The following is a 17,019-nucleotide window of genomic DNA, read 5'->3' on the forward strand; positions in this document are numbered from 1 at the left end:
AGACTTATTTGATGTCGTCAGCGCTGAAGCCTTGCGGCAACGCTTGCGGCAGATAGGCGCGACCCACGAAAGCGCCCATATGGCCACCGGTCTCCACGACCAGCGCCGGCTGGTGTACGACGGCTGCGCCATAGCCGCCGCCTTGCGCTGCGTGCGCGTCGGTGAGTCCCTGCACGTAAGACGGGAAGTACGTGGCGAGCAGCGTGTTGAGCGGCGGCATGGTGGGGCCTTCCCAGCTCAACGCGAACACGGTATTGCCCGCCGCGATGTACTCGTTCACTACCGTGCCCGACGCAAGCGTGGTCTGACTCACGGTGTAGGCCGACGAAGCCGCATTGGCGCTTGCGGCAAAACGGGCCACCGCGCTGCCGCCCTGGCTGGCGGCCCCGGCGCTGATGCTGCTGGCGGTCACGGGGTAGGTCGGCGCGCCGCCTAATCCTGCGTACGCCGGCGCGACCGTGGCGAATGAGGCCGCGGCCACCACGAGCATGCGAAATTGGCTGATTATCATTTTTGGGTTTTCGACGTTTTTCGGAAAATGCGCGTGAACGTTTCCGCGCACCCACGCGACGTAAATGCTAACGTGCATCGGTTCGATTAAAACAGACGAATAGCGAGGCGATTCGGGGTCTATTTGAAATTGAAAGCTAACCGGCCGGAAACTAAACGGCGGCCTTGCGAATGGAGTAAGGGCCGAAGGTGAAAATAGCCTGGATTCACCGTGGCGCTTTCAGATGACGTGTAATAGATAATTAATGGCCCGCGTTACCACGCGCTCCGATATCTGTTTCCTCGATATTCAGGCCACTGCTTGCACGGCGCCTGTCTGCCATGCCACGCGGTTGCGTCCGCCGGCTTTTGCGACATACAACTGGGCATCTGCCGCGGCGAGCAAAGCGGCGGCGCTGCCGCCCTCGGGCGGCTTGCATGACGCGCAGCCCACGCTGATCGTCACATGTCCGCTCTGCGTATCCTTGTGCTCCAGGCCGGCCGATTCAACGCGCTTGCGGATTTTTTCCGCCACCTTGATCGCGCCTTCAAGCGATGTATTCGGCAGCACCACCGCGAATTCCTCGCCGCCATAGCGCGCGGCGAGATCCACCGCGCGCCGCGTGCCCGACGTGATGCGCTCGGCTACCACGGTCAATACCTCGTCGCCTGTCGCGTGGCCGTAGGTATCGTTAAAGCGTTTGAAGTGATCGATGTCGATGAAGAGCAGCGAGAGCGGGGTCTGCTCGCGCTGCGCGCGCCGCCATTCCTGTGCGAGCCGGCGGTCGAATGCGCGGCGGTTGCTCAAGCCGGTCAGCGCATCGGTTGCGGCGATGCGTTGCAATTCGGATTCGGCACGCGCCTTGTCCCGCAGCGCAAAGGCGAATAACCACGCCACGACCACGTAGGCCCCGCCGAACAGCACGGTCATCGCGCCCGCCAGCATGTTGCGTTTGCGCCAGTCGGCGAGCACGTCTTCCACGGCCGGCGCGATGGCGACGATCAGCGGTGTGCCGGGCACATGGGCATAGGTGTACAACCGCGAGACGCCATCCAGAGAACCGTCCGACACGAAGCTGCCGGACTGATGGCTTGCAATGCTGGCGAAATTTGACGTATTCGCATAGTTCGAGCCGATCCCGCGGTGCGCCGCAGGCCGGCTGGCGATGAGCGTACCGTTGTCGAGCACGATCACGCCGGCGCCATGCGTGCCGAGTTCGATATTGTCGAGCAGATGTACGAAGTATTCGATCCGTATGCTGACCAGCGCGACGCCGTCGAACGCGCCATCGGGTGTATTGATGCGCCTCGTCAGCGCCACGGCCAGTGCGCCGTTGCGGACTTGCGACTGATAGGGATTCGAAATGTAGAGACCCGCCGAGGGGTTGTTCTGCTGCACGGTGAAGTAGTCGCGGTGCGCGAACGACAGGCCGGGATAAGTGTTTCCGCTCAAGGACGCTTTGACATGGCCTTGTGCATCGACAATGTAGGCATCGACTGAAATCGGCGAACCCAGTCCGCGATCGAACAGCACGCGCTGCCGCAAGTAGGGCGATAAGGTCCACGTTTCCGGGCGCTCGGCGTCCGTCACGGCGCTGCGCAATGACAGATCGTAGAGGGTGACACTGCGCGCCAGATCGCTGCTAATGATCGCGACAAGGTTGCGCGAATTTTCCATGGCATGGTTGAACTCGTCCTGGCGGCTGTTGTAGAGCGCGACGAAAGTCAGTGCGGCCATGACGGTGGCGGCGACCATGCCGGATAGGCCAGCCAGAAAGGGATGCCTGCCGATTGCCCACGAAAACCATTTTCGGGTCGCAGCGAACCGTTTGGCCAATCGATAGCGCAAGGTAAGAACCTGTCCTCTCGACACGTGCCTGACTCCCCAGTGTGGCCGAATTGTCCTACCGCCGTGGCGATTGAATCATTGAATACGCATAGGGGTCAATCGGGCGCTGCCGCCGCGCGCGCATCACGGCCGACGGGTTCAGCCACCTGCCTTACTCAACTCGTGCGCGCGCCGAAGTCTCTCGCGGCTGTTGCCCAGATGCATCCGCATCGCGGCGCGCGCGTCGTCGGCGTCCTGGCGTTCGATGGCCCGATAGATCATCTGATGCTCGCCGAGCACATTGCGCAGATGCTCGATATGGTCGAGTTCCGCGATCTCGGCGCTGCCGAGCCGCGTGCGCGGACTCACCGCCCGGCCGAGTTGGCTGAGCACGTCGAAGAAGTAGCGATTGCCGCTTGCGCGCGCGATCTGCAGATGGAACTCGATATCGTGCGCCACCGTGTCGGTGCTCCCGCGCTCGAGTTCGGACTCGAAGCGCTCCAGCGCGCCACGAATCTGCTTGAGATTCTGTTCGGTGCGCCGCGCCGCCGCGAGCGCGGCCGAGGCCGCCTCGACGTCGATGCGGAATTCGATGATGGCCATCACGTCCAGCATGCTGGAGAGGTCGGCGGCGGGGAGTTGCATGGCCTGTTCGGTCGCCGGCTCCAGAACGAACGTGCCAATGCCGTGACGCGTCTCGACCACCTTGGCCGCCTGCAGGCGCGAGATTGCCTCGCGAACCACGGAGCGGCTTACGGAGAGCTGCTTCATCATCGCGACTTCTGTCGGGATGCGGTCTCCGGGCCTCAGCGTGCCGCGGCGGATTTCATCGGAAAGGCTGGCCACCACCTTCTCAGTTAGGCTGCTCATCTTTGTAGCGTATTGACCAATCGGCTGGAATTCACACGGTGGGTGGGGCGGGTGACGTTGTCGTGTGTCGTCTCGACATAGTCATCATAGCGTCAGTCCGAAAGAGGACGATTTGAATCTCGCGCTGCCGATGCCGGCGGCGAGCGAGGATCTGTTGCTGGACATGGCTGGGACAGCCAGCGCACTTTTTTCTATGTCATCAGACGTCTTAGTTTGGTTCTGTTGTTTGAGCGCCGCAGCAGCGTTGTGACTGCTGTTTCCCGGTGAGTATAGCCTGAGTGGCAGGGTAAACACCCCGTTGGAATTCGTGGCGAGAAAATAGTAGACTGTCATCAGACAACGTATCACTACCGGGCCCACTACCATGTCCACGAACACATCCCCATCGAACGCTACGCCGATCGTGACCGAGTTGCGCGTTGTGCCCGTTGCCGGCCGGGACAGCATGCTGATGAATCTGAGCGGCGCGCATGGGCCGTTCTTCACGCGCAACATCGTCATTCTGCGCGACAGCGCCGGCCATATCGGCGTCGGCGAAGTGCCGGGCGGCGAGAGTATCCGCAAGACGATCGACGACGCGCGTCCGCTGGTTGTCGGTCAGTCGATCGGCAATCTCCAGGCGATCCTGAACAAGGCGCGTACGCAATTCGCCGATCGCGACGCCGGCGGGCGCGGTCTGCAGACTTTCGATCTGCGCACCACGATTCACGCGGTGACCGCACTTGAAGCCGCGCTGCTCGATCTGCTCGGTCAGCATCTGGGCGTCCCCGTCGCGGCACTGCTCGGCGAAGGCCAGCAACGCGACGAAGTGGAAATGCTCGGTTATCTGTTCTATATCGGCGACCGCAAGAAAACCGATCTGCCCTATGGCAGTGGCGCGGAAGGGCGCGACGACTGGGAGCGCGTGCGTACCGAAGAGGCCATGACGCCCGAGGCGGTGGTGCGGCTTGCCGAGGCGGCGCAGGCGCGCTATGGCTTCAACGATTTCAAGCTCAAGGGCGGCGTGCTGCCCGGCGACGCCGAAATCGAAGCGGTGACGGCGCTCGCGGAACGCTTCCCCAACGCCCGCGTCACGCTCGACCCGAACGGCGCGTGGTCGCTCGCGGAAGCGGTGCGCCTATGCCGCGACCAGCACGACGTGCTCGCTTACGCGGAAGATCCGTGCGGTGCGGAAAACGGCTACTCAGGCCGCGAGGTGATGGCCGAATTCCGTCGCGCGACCGGTTTGCCGACGGCGACCAACATGATCGCGACCGACTGGCGCCAGATGGGCCACGCGATCCAGTTGCAGTCCGTGGACATTCCGCTTGCCGATCCGCACTTCTGGACCATGCAGGGTTCGGTGCGCGTGGCGCAGATGTGCAACGAATGGGGGCTGACCTGGGGCTCGCATTCGAACAATCACTTCGACATCTCGCTCGCGATGTTCACGCATGTCGCGGCCGCGGCGCCCGGCAAGATCACCGCGATCGACACGCACTGGATCTGGCAGGACGGTCAGCGCCTGACGCGCGAGCCGCTGCAGATCGTCGGCGGCAAGGTCAAGGTGCCTCAGGCCGCCGGCCTCGGTGTCGAGCTGGATATGGACGAGATCGAAAAGGCGCATGCGCTGTATCTGCAGCATGGCCTCGGCGCACGCGACGACGGCGTGGCCATGCAGTACCTGATTCCGAACTGGACGTTCGATAACAAGCGCCCGTGTCTCGTGCGCTGAGTCTCCGGGGATCCGAGCGGTGGTTCGGCCGCGCTCAGCTCCGGCGAAATACAACGTGCGAGATGCGTTGCACGAGCAAGGCGGCCACAAGTGCCGCCACTGCCGTCAGCCATACACCGATATGAATCGACTGCACCAGTGCATCGCGTGCCGTGTCGACCAGTGCCGACGTATTGAGCCCCGAGGGCTTCATATCCGCAATCAGTTTCAGGCGTGACGCTTCGTCGATCAGGATGCGCAGATCGACGAAGCGCGGCCGCCATTGCGATGCGGCCGGCTCGCCGAGCACGCTCATCGTGCGCGTGACCACGTCGCGATAGTGATGCTGCACCACGGTTGCCACAATGCTGGTGCCGAGCATCCCACCCACCATCCGCGTGGACTGCAGCAGCGCGGTCGTGATGCCGAAGCGTTCGCGCCCGGCAATCTCCTGGCCGAACACATTCAGGTTGTTCAGGATGAACCCCAGGCCGATGCCGACGGCCGCCATCGGCAACTCGATCCACACATGCGGCGTCTCCGGATTGGCGAACGCCAGGGCGATCGCTGCAAACAGCAGCAACGCGAAACCGATCGACAGAATCCGCGTGGGCTTCTTCATGTGAATCACAATGCGCGTATTCAGCAGACTGCCGAGTGCGATGCAGGCGGCAATCGGCGTTGCGAGCAGGCCGGCCTGTTGCGGCGACAGCCCGAAGCCGCCTTGCAACAGCAGCGGTGCGAAGAAGATCAGCGAGAACATCACGAAGCCGGACAGGAAGCCGAGTATGAACAGCGTGACGAGTTGCGCGTCCTTGAACAGGTCGAGCGGAATGATCGGATGCGTGGCGCGTTTCTCGCACACCAGCAACGCAATGGCGCCCACGATCACGAAGGCCGCCAGCGCCAGGTTGCCGGGCGTCAGACCGTCTTTCGGCACGGCTTCGATAAAAGCCTGCAGGCCGCCCAACACGGCGGCGACTAGCGCCGCGCCGAGCCAGTCGATCTTGACCTCGCCCTCGTGCGGACGCTGAAAGTTGGGCAGGTGCGCCCAGATGAAATAGAGCGCCGCGGCGCCCACGGGCAGATTGATCAGGAAGGTGGAGCGCCAGCCCCAATGCTCGCTCATCCAGCCGCCCAGCGACGGACCCGCTGCGGTGCCGATTCCATAGGCGGCCGCCATCACCACTTGCCAGCGCACCCGTGCGCGCGGATCGGGGAAAAGATCCGGGATCGACGCGAACGCTGTGCCGACCATCATCCCGCCGCCGACCCCTTGCAGGCCGCGTGCGACCACGAGGAACAGCATGTTGTTCGCGACGCCGCAGAGCACCGACGCCACTGTAAACGTGATGACCGCGGCGATGACGAAACGCTTGCGACCGAAGTAGTCGCCGAGACGGCCGAACACGGGGACTGTCACCACCGACGCCAACAGATACGCGCTGGCGATCCACGCGTAGTACTCGAAGCCATGCAGCTCGGCGACGATTGAAGGCAATGCGGTGCTGACGACGGTCTGGTCGAGTGCGACCAGCATATTGACGAGGCCGATGCCGAGCATCGCGAACAGGGCGTTTCGGAAAGGCAGGGCAGTCGCAGTCGGGTTCACGGGTCTGGGAGAGAAGGGCTTGTCAGGGTAGGCGCTGCGCGGAAGGGCGCGGCCAGGGTCTTGACCACTATTGTGTCCGATAGTTGTCTGACCTCTGGGTCCAGATTATACGGGTTTTCCCTTACATGAAACTATTCCGAGTGTTTTTGCCCGGAGCAATACCGGGCATGCCAGGACGGCACCGCGTGCGCAGTTTGACATGCGATGTCTGGTAACCTCCGTATGCGTTTGGACAACGCCGGCGATTGCGGCAAGCATTCGGCGGCAGCCCTTCAAGAACGACAGCGTCGTGCCGACAATGCGTATGGAAGTTTTGCGAAAGAAAATCTTGTGCGCTCGCAGCACGCCGGAGACGCATGAGAGCGGGAAAACATCCCGGAATGTGTGATAAAAGTCATGCGTTCAGAATAAAGCCTGACCGATCATGCCGTCGGCTCATGATCGCGGATAAAAATTCAACCGAGCGTCATTCCGCTGCGGAGGCGTTGTGATTCGAAACTGGCTTGGCGGGGTGTTGTTTGCAGTGTGTTGCGTCAGCAACGCCTTCGCAGACGGACCGCATTGCTCCCGGCCGTTTACGCTGGGATTGCACGACCACGGACTGCTCTATTCGCTCGACACCGATAGCGGTATCGACAAGGACTTTGCCGATGAGTTGATCAAGCGTAGCGGTTGCCAGATCAAGCTGAGTCTGATGTCGCGGGCACGCATCTGGAAGCTGATCGAGTCGGGTGCACTCGACTTCAGTCTCTCCGGCATCGCGAATGACGAACGCAATCAATATGCTTCGTTTGCGTGGTACTTCAGCAATAAGTACTACCTGCTCGTGCGCAAGGACGCCGGCATCCATAACGTCGCCGACTTCGAACAGAATCAACACGCGCAGCTCGGCGTGATCCGCAGCTTCCGCTACAGCACCTCGGCCAACGAACTGGTCGACAGACTGACGTCGGAAGACCGGGTAAGCCTGGCAGGCGGACTCGAACCGCTCTACCAGGCGCTGGCTCTTCGACAGATCCAGGGCATGATTATCGAGCCCTTCGATTACCCCGCGCTCGACGAGAAAAAGATCCGCGACGTGACGACCATCATCGAGTTCAACGATCCTTCCGTGCCGCACGGTCTGATCATGTCGAAGAAAGCGCTGCCGGCCGCCGAGCGGGAAAAGTGGCAGGCGCTGGTCGATGAAATGCGTGCGGACGGCACGGTGCGCCGCATCTTTGAAAAGTACTTCAGACCGGATCTGGCCGATTCGATGGTCAACTTCAAGGCGTCACCGTGATCCGCGTGCGCTCTATTCTGCTGCCGCTGCTGGTTTTATCCGCGTCGCTTGGCGTGACGTGGACGGTGTGGGATCACGAACGGCAGGCGACTCGCAAAGAGTTTCGCACGCAGTTCGATTACACCATGAGCGATGTGGTGGGCCGTATCGAACAGCGGATGGCGGCCTACGAGTTGATGTTGCGAGGCGTGCAGAGCCTGTTTGCCGCGAACGGAACGATCGACCGCGACAGGTTCCGGCGCTATGTGAGCGCGCTCAATCTCGACGCGAACTTTTCCGGGGTTCACGCCGTGGGGGTGGTCGAATGGGTGCCCGCGGCGCGGAAAGCGGCTCATATAACGGACATGCGCGAGGGCGGCGTGCCCGGCTACACGATTCATCCCGACGGGCAGCGCGAAGGCTATGCCCCGATCATCCAGCGCGAGCCCTTTGTCGGCCTTGAACGCAGCTCGCCCGGCTTTGACGCCTGGGACGAACCGGTGCGGCGCTCGGCGTTGGAGAAATCCCGCGACTCCGGCATGGCGGTCCTCTCGGGAAAGGTGCGCCTTTCGGTCGACATGGACGCGGACCCGCGCCCGGGCTTCATCCTGTATCTCCCGATCTACGCGTCCGGCAACGCGCAGGACAACGTCGCACAGCGTCGGGCGAACATTGTGGGTTGGGTCTATGCATCGTTCCGTATGCACGATGTGATGGCCAGTCTCTACGGCGCGCAGCCCCCCGGCATTTCGCTGGCCATTTACGATGGCGTGGAGCCGTTGGAGGCGGCGCTGCTGCATCGCACTTCAGAGGCAAACAGGCGGCATGCGCCCGCACTCATTTCCGCAAACGAATATCTGGTGGTGGACGGTCACGACTGGATGCTGTCGATGAGCGCCTCCGACGAGTTTCGATCCCGGCTGGGACGTAATGCCGAGGTGTTCATTGCGGGGACGGGGACGGGCTTGAGCCTCCTGCTGGCGCTTCTGACGTGGCTCATGATGACCGGGCGCGAGCGTGCCATGCGCCTCGCCTCGGCGATGACGCGCGAGTTGCGCGAGAACGAAGAGAAATTTCGCGCCATTGCCGACTGCACGGTGAATCTGGAAATCTGGTGGGGGCCGGACGGCACACCTCGCTGGATCAATCCCTCGGTTGAGTACTACACGGGTTATACGGTCGCCGAATGCATGGCGATGACCGATTTCGCCCGCACGCTCATCCATCCGGAAGACATTTCGCGCGTGGCGCCGGAATTCCAGAAAGGACTTCAGGGTGCTCGCGGCGACGATCTCGAGTTTCGTTGCGTGCGCAAGGATAGATCGCTCCTCTGGCTGTCGGTGTCCTGGGTGCCGATCAGCAATCAACGGGGCGACTTCATTGGGTTCCGGACCAGCGGCCGCGATATCACCGAGCGCAAGAAGTCGGAGGAAAAAATCCGCGAACTTGCCTTCTACGATACGTTGACTCGCTTGCCCAATCGCGCGCTTCTTCTGGATCGCCTGAGGCAGTCGATGATGGCCAGCGCGCAGAACAAAGTCTGCGGCGCGCTCATGTTCATCGATCTCGACCACTTCAAAACGCTGAACGATACGCTCGGGCACGACAAAGGCGATCTGCTGCTGCGACAGGTCGCGTACCGCCTGTCGAGTAGTGTCAATGAGGGAGACACGGTTGCCCGGGTCGGCGGTGACGAGTTCGTTGTGGTGCTGGGCAATCTGAGCCTGGACAAGTCGAAGGCGACTACGGAAACCGAGGTGGTGGGAGAGAGAATTCTTGCCGTATTGGGCGGCGCGTATGAGCTCGATGGCGTCCGGTTCCGCAGTACCGCCAGCATAGGCGTCACCGTATTCAGCGGCGAGCAGACATCCACCGACGAGCTTTTCAAGCAGGCCGATCTCGCCATGTATAAATCGAAGGAGCGCGGCCGCAATGCCATGTGCTTCTTCGACCCCAGGATGCAGACGGCCGTGCTGAGGCGAGCCGAGCTGGAGGTGGGGCTGCGCAGCGCCATCGAGGAGAACCGGTTCGTTCTTCACTATCAGGCGCAGGTCGTTGATGGCGATCACATAACCGGCGCGGAAGCGCTGGTGCGCTGGGCGCATCCCGAGCGCGGCCTGATACCGCCCGCTGAGTTCATTCCGCTCGCCGAGGAGTCGGGGCTGATTCTCGACATGGGGCGCAGCGTATTGGCGTCCGCGTGCGCCCAGCTGGCCCTGTGGGCGATGCAGCCGTCGATGGCGCATCTGTCCATCGCGGTGAACGTCAGCGCCCGGCAATTCCGCGAGCCGGACTTCGTAGACAGCGTGCTCGCGGTCATCGAACGGACTGGAGCGAGGGCGGACCGGCTGAAGCTCGAACTGACCGAGAGTGTTCTCGTTGAGAACGTGCAGGACATTATCGAAAAGATGAGTGCGCTTCGCGCGCGAGGCGTGACTTTCTCGCTGGATGACTTCGGCACGGGATACTCTTCGCTGTCTTACCTGAAGCGATTGCCGTTGGATCAGTTAAAGATTGACCGCTCGTTCGTGCGCGACATTCTGGTCGACTCGAACGACGCCGACATCGCGAGAACGATCGTGGCGCTTGCCCGAAGTTTTAACCTGGGGGTTATCGCTGAAGGTGTCGAAACGGAAGCGCAACGGGATTTCCTTGCGGTAGCAGGATGCCACGCCTATCAAGGGTTCCTCTTTTGCAAGCCGCTGCCGATTCAGGGTTTTGAACAGTTTGTAAATCTATTCAATTCACGGCGCCGGGGTGAAAATCGGTCGGCGGGGCGCGATGAGCGAAGTGTCGATTCGACGGCGACCTGATAACGGGCCTGCCGAGCGCCCGTTTCTAACTCGATAGCCCGTCTTTACGGGTCTTACGGGTCTTACGCGTCTTTCAGCCAGGGCATTTCCACGGGCGACACCACCAGTTGCCGGGACTCCCGCTTCAGTTCGAAGATGAACCCGACCAGGATCATGGAGTCGGCATACGGGATCGGGAATACGTGGGGATTTTCCGCGGTGCGCAGCGGGTGCGCCGGCGTGTTCGCTGTCGTCGCCGCGTTGTCGCGGACGCTTTCCAGTTCGTCGACCATTGCCTGCCCACTGACTTTCATGACGCGGCTACGCAGCTCGCTGAACGGTTCGATGCGCGCCCCGTCTTCGTTGTATTCGGGCACTTCATAGATGAACCAGGACATGTGCGTCTCCAAGGAAAAGGTCGATCATTCTAGCAGTGGGCGTAATACCTTCCTGCTTTCCCCACCTCGGCAATCGCGTCGCGCTCCGTCCCCACAACGGCAGAAAGGCTGAGACAAATGTCTCATCGGGACGGATGCTGCACTGCGGTGTGATCTTCCGGAACCCGCATGCTAAAAGTCATCCTGAGCGTGCCACTGAACTGCGATGCGCGCCGAGCTGACCGGAGACATTCATGCCCTATGTTCCGCAAGTGAGACACATCGACCGGATCCGCAGGTTGATCGAAGGCCGAATGCCCGATCGCGGCGGCGACGCTACGCGGCTGGTTTCGTCGTATTGGCGTTCGCTCGAGCAATACCATCTCGACCCTGGCCTGACGAAAGGGCCGCGGATTCTGACCACGCCGGAATTACGCGACGTGCAACATCGGGAAGAATCGGTTTTGCGCGCGTCGGGAGAATGTCTTTCGCGTCTGCATGAGACGGTTCGCGAAGCGGATTACTGCGTGATGCTCACCGATGCGCAGGGCGTGACGATCGATTATCGCGTTGACCGGGATCGGCGCCACGACTTCAAACGAGCGGGACTGTATTTAGGCTCCTGCTGGTCCGAGCAGGAAGAGGGAACCTGTGGCGTCGCGGCCGTGCTGCTCGATTCGCAACCGATCACGGTTCATAAGACCGATCATTTTCGTGCCGCTTTTACCACCTTGACCTGCAGCGCTTCGCCCATCTTCGGGCTGGAAGGCGAACTGATCGGCGTGCTGGACGCATCGGCGATTCGCTCACCCGACGAACGCGAAAGCCAGCGTCTGATCAACCACATCGTGCGGCATAGCGCGGTGTTGATCGAGGATAGTTTCTTTCTCAACGCCACCACGCATTGCTGGGTTTTACTGGCGCACCGGAATCGCCACTACGTGGAAGCCCAGCCGGAGATTCTGATTGCCTTCGATGCGCGCGGAAATGCGGTCGCGGCAAATCGCCGGGCAAAAGAATGCGTGCCCGGCCTCGACCGGCTGCCACGGCCGGTCGCTGAGCTATTCGACGTGCGCGCAGAGCGCCTTCTGGATGTGAAGCCGGGCCGCGACATGGTCTCGATGAAATTCGCGGGCAACGGCTCGCCGCTTTATGCCCGCGTTCGTCCGCCCGTCGTTCGCGCGCCGCGGCAAGCTGCGCCGAAGCCCCGCAATCCCGCCCCTCAGGCGCAACCCACGTTCACTGATATCGACGCCCTTGAGCGCGACCGCATCGTCGCCGCTTTGACGAATGCGAAATGGCGCCCGGACGAGGCGGCCCAGACCTTGGGCCTCTCTCGCGCGACGCTTTACAGACGGATCGCGAAGTTCGGCATTGTCCCGCCTCACCGGCGATAGCGGTCCCACGGTTATCCAGCGGGCAAAGAACCCGCGCATTACTTCGACGTTTCACTAATCCGTATCGAATGGAGGAGCAGCCATGCCTGAAAATAATGCAAGCCAGACCATTAACCATGTTCTGGAATCCCTGGAATCGGCGCTTAAACGCGGCGATACCGCTGCGGCCGTCGCGTTGTTTCAACCAGAGTGCTATTGGCGCGATCTGGTGGCTTTCACCTGGAATATCAAAACCATGGAGGGCCGGGAGCAGATCGGCGCCATGCTCGACGCGCAACTCGACGCCATCAAGCCGACCCGGCTGCGGGTGGCTGAAAATGAAGTGCCGACCGAAGCGGACGGCATCGCCCAGGCGTGGATCACCTTCGAAACGGAGGCCGCCCGCGGCAGCGGTTTTATTCGCGTGAAGGATGGCCTGATCTGGACGTTGCTGACCACCATGGGCGAACTGAAGGGCCATGAGGAACCCAAAGGCAACCGTCGTCCGATGGGCGCGGAGCATGGCGCACGCATGGATCGCACCAGTTGGAAGGAGCGTCGCGAAGCCGAAGAGCAGGCGTTGGGCCGCGCGGAACAGCCGTACTGTTTGATCGTGGGCGGAGGGCAGGGCGGCATAGGACTGGGTGCGCGTCTGCGGCAGTTGGGGGTGCCGACGATCATCGTCGATAAAAATCCACGCCCGGGGGACCAGTGGCGCAACCGCTACAAGTCGCTGTGTCTGCATGACCCAGTCTGGTACGACCACATGCCTTATTTGCCGTTCCCGGATAACTGGCCGGTTTTCACGCCCAAAGACAAGATCGGCGACTGGCTCGAGATGTACACCAAGGTCATGGAGTTGAACTATTGGGGATCGACGGTTTGCAAGTCCGCGCGCTATGACGAAGCGGCGGCTGAATGGGTCGTCGAGGTCGAGCACGACGGCGAGACGCTGACGCTGCGGCCCAAGCAGCTTGTGCTGGCCACGGGCATGTCGGGCAAGCCGAATATTCCTTCGTTCAAAGGCATGGATGTGTTCAAGGGCGAGCAGCATCACTCGTCGAAACATCCTGGACCCGACGCGTACAAGGGCAAGAAAGTGGTGGTGATCGGCGCGAACAATTCGGCGCATGACATCTGCGCGGCGCTATGGGAAGCGGGCGTCGACGTCACGATGGTGCAGCGTTCGTCCACCCATATCGTCAAGTCGGATTCGTTGATGGAACTGGCTCTCGGTGATCTTTATTCCGAGCGCGCGGTGGCGTCGGGCATGACGACTTCGAAAGCCGATCTGACGTTCGCGTCGATCCCGTACAAGATCCTGCACACGTTTCAAAAGCCCGTATTCGATGCGATCAGGGAGCGCGATGCCGAGTTCTATGACCGTCTGGAAAAGCGCGGTTTCATGCTCGACTTCGGCGACGACGACTCGGGGCTCTTCATGAAGTATCTCCGGCGCGGGTCCGGTTATTACATTGATGTGGGCGCAGCCGACCTCGTCGCGGACGGCAAGATCAAGCTGAAGAGCGGCGTAGATGTGGTTGAGCTGAAGGAGCATTCTGTTCTGCTCAGCGACGGCACCGAGCTCGAGGCGGATCTCGTCGTCTATGCAACCGGCTACGGATCGATGAACGGCTGGGCCGCCGATCTCATCTCGCGTGAAGTGGCGGATAAAGTGGGCAAGGTGTGGGGGCTGGGTTCGAATACGACAAAAGACCCCGGGCCATGGGAAGGCGAGCAACGCAATATGTGGAAGCCCACGCAGCAGCCTGCCTTGTGGTTCCATGGCGGTAACCTTCATCAGTCGCGCCACTACTCCCAGTATTTATCGCTGCAACTGAAGGCGCGCATGGAGGGTATTGCGACGCCGGTTTATGGCCTGCAGGAAGTGCATCACCTTTCCTGATACCCGTTGTTTCGTCGATGCGCGCGCCGGCCCGGCCCCAGTGTTTTTGATACCGGGCCGGCGCGCGTTACGATACGGGAGGCGCTTCACGTCAGAACGTGAAATGGCCCACGCATCATAGTAAGCTTGCCTGACGAGGAGTTCTCTTTCGCTAAGCCATCTTCCGGAAAACGTATGGACGAACCCATTTTTGCGGCATCGCCACCTTCGGCTGTGGACAATCGTTACGCAAGCACCATCCGATGATGCGCGGGGCCCGGTGGGTTCATCGTGCGGTCATGTGCGCGAGCATCGGCGTCGTCGGGTTGCTCGCCTGCTTGCGGGTCAGCGCGGCAGAGGGCGAGGGCGCCGTCACGCTCTACGGCGTATTGGACACCAGCATCGAAGTGACCAATCCCGGCTCCGGATGGACCACACGTCTTGACTCCGGTGCCTATCGAGGCTCACGGATCGGGCTGCGCGGCAGCGAGCCGATTGGCGCCGACACCGAGATCGTGTTCGTGCTGGAAAACGGTTTCGGCAGCAACGACGGAACGCTCCAGACGCCCGGGGTCCTTTTCAATCGCCAGGCATGGATCGGGACGCGTAGCACGTGGGGCGAGGTTAGAGTGGGCCGGCAGTACTCGCCGATCTACATCCCGTTCAAGGGCAGTCTCGATGCGTTTGGCGCCGGCACGATTGCGTCGGGGCTCAACAACCTGTCGAAGATCACACCGTACGCGAGCAACGCGATCACGTATCTTTCGCCGCTTGTCGCAGGATTCGACAGCACGGTCATGTTCGCAACGCGCGATCCGTCGGAAAACGACGGCAACGGTATCGACGGGTACTACGTTACCGCCGAGTATCAGATCGACGCGCTCAAGCTACTCTATGCGCGTCAGCAGACTCATGGTAGCGGCGCGCTGCGTGCGAACCTCGGCGGCGTAACGTACGGGACCGAAAAGATCCGTGTATGGCTTGATTTCTTCAACGGCGATGGTGGCAGCCCGCTCTACCACGGCGCGGGCGCGTCCCTGTCGGCTCAATACAGTTTTTCTCCGCACGTCCGGGCGTCTGCCGGCTATGCGCACGTGCGTGATTTTACGGGGGCGGGCGCGAGCGCCGACCAGTTCAGTGCGGCCTTCGAATATGATCTTTCGCGCACCGTGCTGTTCTATTTCAGCGCGGCCTATCTGTCGAATCACGACGATGCGCAATTTACCTTGCGCGGTGTCAACGTGACCGGGTTGCCGGTCGCGTATCCTGGGGCACCGGTCAAGGGCGTGCAGCTTGGATTGATCGAGCGATTCTAGGCACCGGCTTAGAGCGATCTGAGCGTCACCGTACAGATTTGCCGAGGCGGCCGTACGATTCTGGGGTCTTAACGATCTGCTGCCGCATGTCTTCAAGCTTGCCGGGTAATCCTGCAGAACGATCGCGCTACTACGATGAAACCGTCCGTTCTCCGCCTCCTGATCGCCCTTGCGTCGCTGGGCATGGGATTCTCCGCGGCCGTGTGCAAGGCGGATGCGCTCGATACCCAACTGGACTGTCAATCGAGCCCGCATGATTTCATCGCACCGCTGCTGGACCAGCAATCGATCGATCCAAAGCCCATGCGCATCGAAGCGAACTCAGTCAACGCATTTCGACCCGCGCGCGGCAGTAACCTGACGGCATTCGGCTTTCACGTCTATGCCGTCTTCGGCTATGAGCAAAACGATCCCATCTTCAAACAAGGCAGCGGCCAGCCGGTTGCATCCCCCACGTACGGTGTCGTCGTAACCGGCTCTGCCGCGTCGGTCGAGGCGAGCGTACGACGGGCTGGCAGCGATGCGGCCATTCGCGAAGTCGTGCCACTTTTTCTCACCGCCGTTTTCTGCAGCGGGCATTGAGGCCGATGTCTCACGCGTCCTTCAGCTCGTCCATTCCTGCAGCAACGCCATCGCGCGTTGTGCCAGCGGAGAAAGATAAGCCTCCTTGCGAAACACCACGCCAATGTGCCGGCGCAAGTCGAGTTCACTGGTGTCGAGATTGAGCGCGCGCAATCCTTCTAGCGCGTCGAACGATTCAGTCCCCGCTACGCAGAGCATCGCGGTGCCGCGTAGCAGATGCAGCAGCGAGGTGCTGCCGAAGTCGGTTTCAACGCGCAGCTTCGGCAGGTCCAGACCACGCCTCGCGAAGGCTGCGTCCACTTGCTGACGAACGGGGATGGTCGGCCCCGGCAGCAGCCACTCCTGATCGGCCAGATCGGCGAGCCGCAGATTGCGCTTGCGGTGCAGCGGATGCGAATCGTCGGCGAGCACGGACAGGCTGTCGCGAAAGAGTTCGACGAACGACAGTTGGTCCGCTTCCCGGTTTGGCTCGGGCGCGACGATCAGGTCGAGTTCACCCGCAACGAGTAAATCGACAAGATCGCGCGCAAGCCGGCGCCTCAGCCGCAGACGTGCGGCCGGCCGCTCCTTCAGCAACTGGCGACATGCGCCCAGCACGAGAGCCGCCGGCACGGTCGGAGAATAGCCGAGACTCAGCACGCCCTGCTCGCCGCTGCGGATCGCGTGCATTTCTTTCAACGCGTCTTCGTATTCCAGGGCAATCCGGCGCGCACGCGCGAGGAATAGCGAACCCGCCTGAGTAGGCGCGACACCATTCGCCGTGCGCTGGAACAACGCGAGGCCGGTCTGCGCCTCGACACGCTGAATGGCTTTCGTCAGCGCCGGCTGGCTCATGCCCAGCGCCTCCGCGGCCTTGCCGATGCCGCCGTGCTCTTCTACCGCGAGCAGGTAGTCCAGATCCCGCGTCTCCATGGTCATTCCTGTTGGCTATGGCTTTA

At 61.6% G+C, this 17,019-nt stretch carries 13 protein-coding genes; 7 read left to right on the forward strand and 6 right to left on the reverse strand.

What is annotated here, in order from left to right:
* Positions 1 to 4: 4 nt before the first annotated feature.
* The 3 genes from PQQ95_RS13215 to PQQ95_RS13225 all read right to left on the reverse strand — a co-directional run bounded on the left by PQQ95_RS13215 (position 5) and on the right by PQQ95_RS13225 (position 3,187).
* A complete protein-coding gene (locus PQQ95_RS13215; protein ID WP_408437823.1) occupies positions 5 to 511 on the reverse strand; it encodes a DUF2844 domain-containing protein in 507 nt (168 codons plus the stop codon).
* Positions 512 to 799: 288 nt separating this feature from the next.
* Entirely contained in the window at positions 800 to 2,245 is a 1,446-nt protein-coding gene (locus PQQ95_RS13220; RefSeq protein ID WP_408437824.1) for a sensor domain-containing diguanylate cyclase, read from the reverse strand.
* Between the two features lie 231 nt (positions 2,246 to 2,476).
* Positions 2,477 to 3,187: a FadR/GntR family transcriptional regulator gene (locus PQQ95_RS13225; RefSeq protein WP_408437825.1), complete on the reverse strand. Its 711-nt coding sequence runs from the start codon at positions 3,185 to 3,187 to the stop codon at positions 2,477 to 2,479.
* A 364-nt stretch (positions 3,188 to 3,551) separates the two neighbouring features.
* Between PQQ95_RS13225 and gudD the strand changes: the two genes are divergently transcribed.
* Positions 3,552 to 4,901, forward strand: coding sequence for a glucarate dehydratase (gene gudD, locus PQQ95_RS13230; RefSeq protein WP_408437826.1), 1,350 nt, complete (start codon positions 3,552 to 3,554; stop codon positions 4,899 to 4,901).
* A 34-nt stretch (positions 4,902 to 4,935) separates the two neighbouring features.
* On the opposite strand, the gene PQQ95_RS13235 is transcribed toward gudD, so the two are convergent.
* A complete protein-coding gene (locus PQQ95_RS13235; protein WP_408437996.1) occupies positions 4,936 to 6,444 on the reverse strand; it encodes an MFS transporter in 1,509 nt (502 codons plus the stop codon).
* 535 nt (positions 6,445 to 6,979) lie between these two features.
* Between PQQ95_RS13235 and PQQ95_RS13240 the strand changes: the two genes are divergently transcribed.
* Positions 6,980 to 7,774 carry a substrate-binding periplasmic protein gene (locus PQQ95_RS13240; RefSeq protein WP_408437827.1) on the forward strand — a complete coding sequence of 265 codons (795 nt, stop codon included), beginning with the start codon at positions 6,980 to 6,982 and terminating at the stop codon, positions 7,772 to 7,774.
* Positions 7,771 to 10,566 (forward strand): bifunctional diguanylate cyclase/phosphodiesterase, encoded by a 2,796-nt coding sequence (locus PQQ95_RS13245; protein ID WP_408437828.1) that lies wholly within the window; start codon positions 7,771 to 7,773, stop codon positions 10,564 to 10,566. Before PQQ95_RS13240 ends, PQQ95_RS13245 begins: the two co-directional genes overlap by 4 nt.
* A 62-nt stretch (positions 10,567 to 10,628) precedes the next feature.
* Here PQQ95_RS13245 and PQQ95_RS13250 read toward each other — a convergent pair whose 3' ends face one another.
* Complete coding sequence (locus PQQ95_RS13250) at positions 10,629 to 10,943, reverse strand: helicase (protein ID WP_408437829.1); 315 nt, start codon at positions 10,941 to 10,943, stop codon at positions 10,629 to 10,631.
* Positions 10,944 to 11,176: 233 nt separating this feature from the next.
* Between PQQ95_RS13250 and PQQ95_RS13255 the strand changes: the two genes are divergently transcribed.
* The 4 genes from PQQ95_RS13255 to PQQ95_RS13270 all read left to right on the forward strand — a co-directional run bounded on the left by PQQ95_RS13255 (position 11,177) and on the right by PQQ95_RS13270 (position 16,081).
* On the forward strand, positions 11,177 to 12,319 hold the full coding sequence (locus PQQ95_RS13255; protein WP_408437830.1) for a sigma-54-dependent Fis family transcriptional regulator: 1,143 nt from the start codon (positions 11,177 to 11,179) through the stop codon (positions 12,317 to 12,319).
* An 82-nt stretch (positions 12,320 to 12,401) separates the two neighbouring features.
* Positions 12,402 to 14,204, forward strand: coding sequence for an NAD(P)/FAD-dependent oxidoreductase (locus tag PQQ95_RS13260; protein ID WP_408437831.1), 1,803 nt, complete (start codon positions 12,402 to 12,404; stop codon positions 14,202 to 14,204).
* Between the two features lie 278 nt (positions 14,205 to 14,482).
* Positions 14,483 to 15,499 (forward strand): porin, encoded by a 1,017-nt coding sequence (locus PQQ95_RS13265; RefSeq protein ID WP_408437832.1) that lies wholly within the window; start codon positions 14,483 to 14,485, stop codon positions 15,497 to 15,499.
* Positions 15,500 to 15,634: 135 nt separating this feature from the next.
* Positions 15,635 to 16,081 (forward strand): hypothetical protein, encoded by a 447-nt coding sequence (locus tag PQQ95_RS13270; RefSeq protein WP_408437833.1) that lies wholly within the window; start codon positions 15,635 to 15,637, stop codon positions 16,079 to 16,081.
* A 21-nt stretch (positions 16,082 to 16,102) separates the two neighbouring features.
* Here the strand turns inward: PQQ95_RS13270 and PQQ95_RS13275 are convergent, their stop codons facing one another.
* Positions 16,103 to 16,993, reverse strand: a complete 891-nt coding sequence (locus tag PQQ95_RS13275; RefSeq protein ID WP_408437834.1) for a LysR family transcriptional regulator — start codon at positions 16,991 to 16,993, stop codon at positions 16,103 to 16,105.
* Positions 16,994 to 17,019 lie beyond the last annotated feature (26 nt).

Origin of the sequence: Paraburkholderia caffeinilytica (assembly GCF_046030355.1) — a bacterium.
Classification (GTDB): Bacteria; Pseudomonadota; Gammaproteobacteria; order Burkholderiales; family Burkholderiaceae; genus Paraburkholderia; species Paraburkholderia caffeinilytica_B.

Bases quoted from the DNA above. Each gene is read 5' to 3' on its own strand.
- PQQ95_RS13255 (WP_408437830.1), top strand. From the start codon at position 11,177: ATGCCCTATGTTCCGCAAGTGAGACACATCGACCGGATCCGCAGGTTG.
- PQQ95_RS13225 (WP_408437825.1), bottom strand. From the start codon at position 3,187: ATGAGCAGCCTAACTGAGAAGGTGGTGGCCAGCCTTTCCGATGAAATC.
- PQQ95_RS13265 (WP_408437832.1), top strand. From the start codon at position 14,483: ATGTGCGCGAGCATCGGCGTCGTCGGGTTGCTCGCCTGCTTGCGGGTC.
- PQQ95_RS13220 (WP_408437824.1), bottom strand. From the start codon at position 2,245: ATGGTCGCCGCCACCGTCATGGCCGCACTGACTTTCGTCGCGCTCTAC.
- PQQ95_RS13250 (WP_408437829.1), bottom strand. From the start codon at position 10,943: ATGTCCTGGTTCATCTATGAAGTGCCCGAATACAACGAAGACGGGGCG.
- PQQ95_RS13215 (WP_408437823.1), bottom strand. From the start codon at position 511: ATGATAATCAGCCAATTTCGCATGCTCGTGGTGGCCGCGGCCTCATTC.
- PQQ95_RS13275 (WP_408437834.1), bottom strand. From the start codon at position 16,993: ATGGAGACGCGGGATCTGGACTACCTGCTCGCGGTAGAAGAGCACGGC.
- PQQ95_RS13270 (WP_408437833.1), top strand. From the start codon at position 15,635: ATGAAACCGTCCGTTCTCCGCCTCCTGATCGCCCTTGCGTCGCTGGGC.
- PQQ95_RS13235 (WP_408437996.1), bottom strand. From the start codon at position 6,444: ATGCTCGGCATCGGCCTCGTCAATATGCTGGTCGCACTCGACCAGACC.
- PQQ95_RS13260 (WP_408437831.1), top strand. From the start codon at position 12,402: ATGCCTGAAAATAATGCAAGCCAGACCATTAACCATGTTCTGGAATCC.
- gudD (WP_408437826.1), top strand. From the start codon at position 3,552: ATGTCCACGAACACATCCCCATCGAACGCTACGCCGATCGTGACCGAG.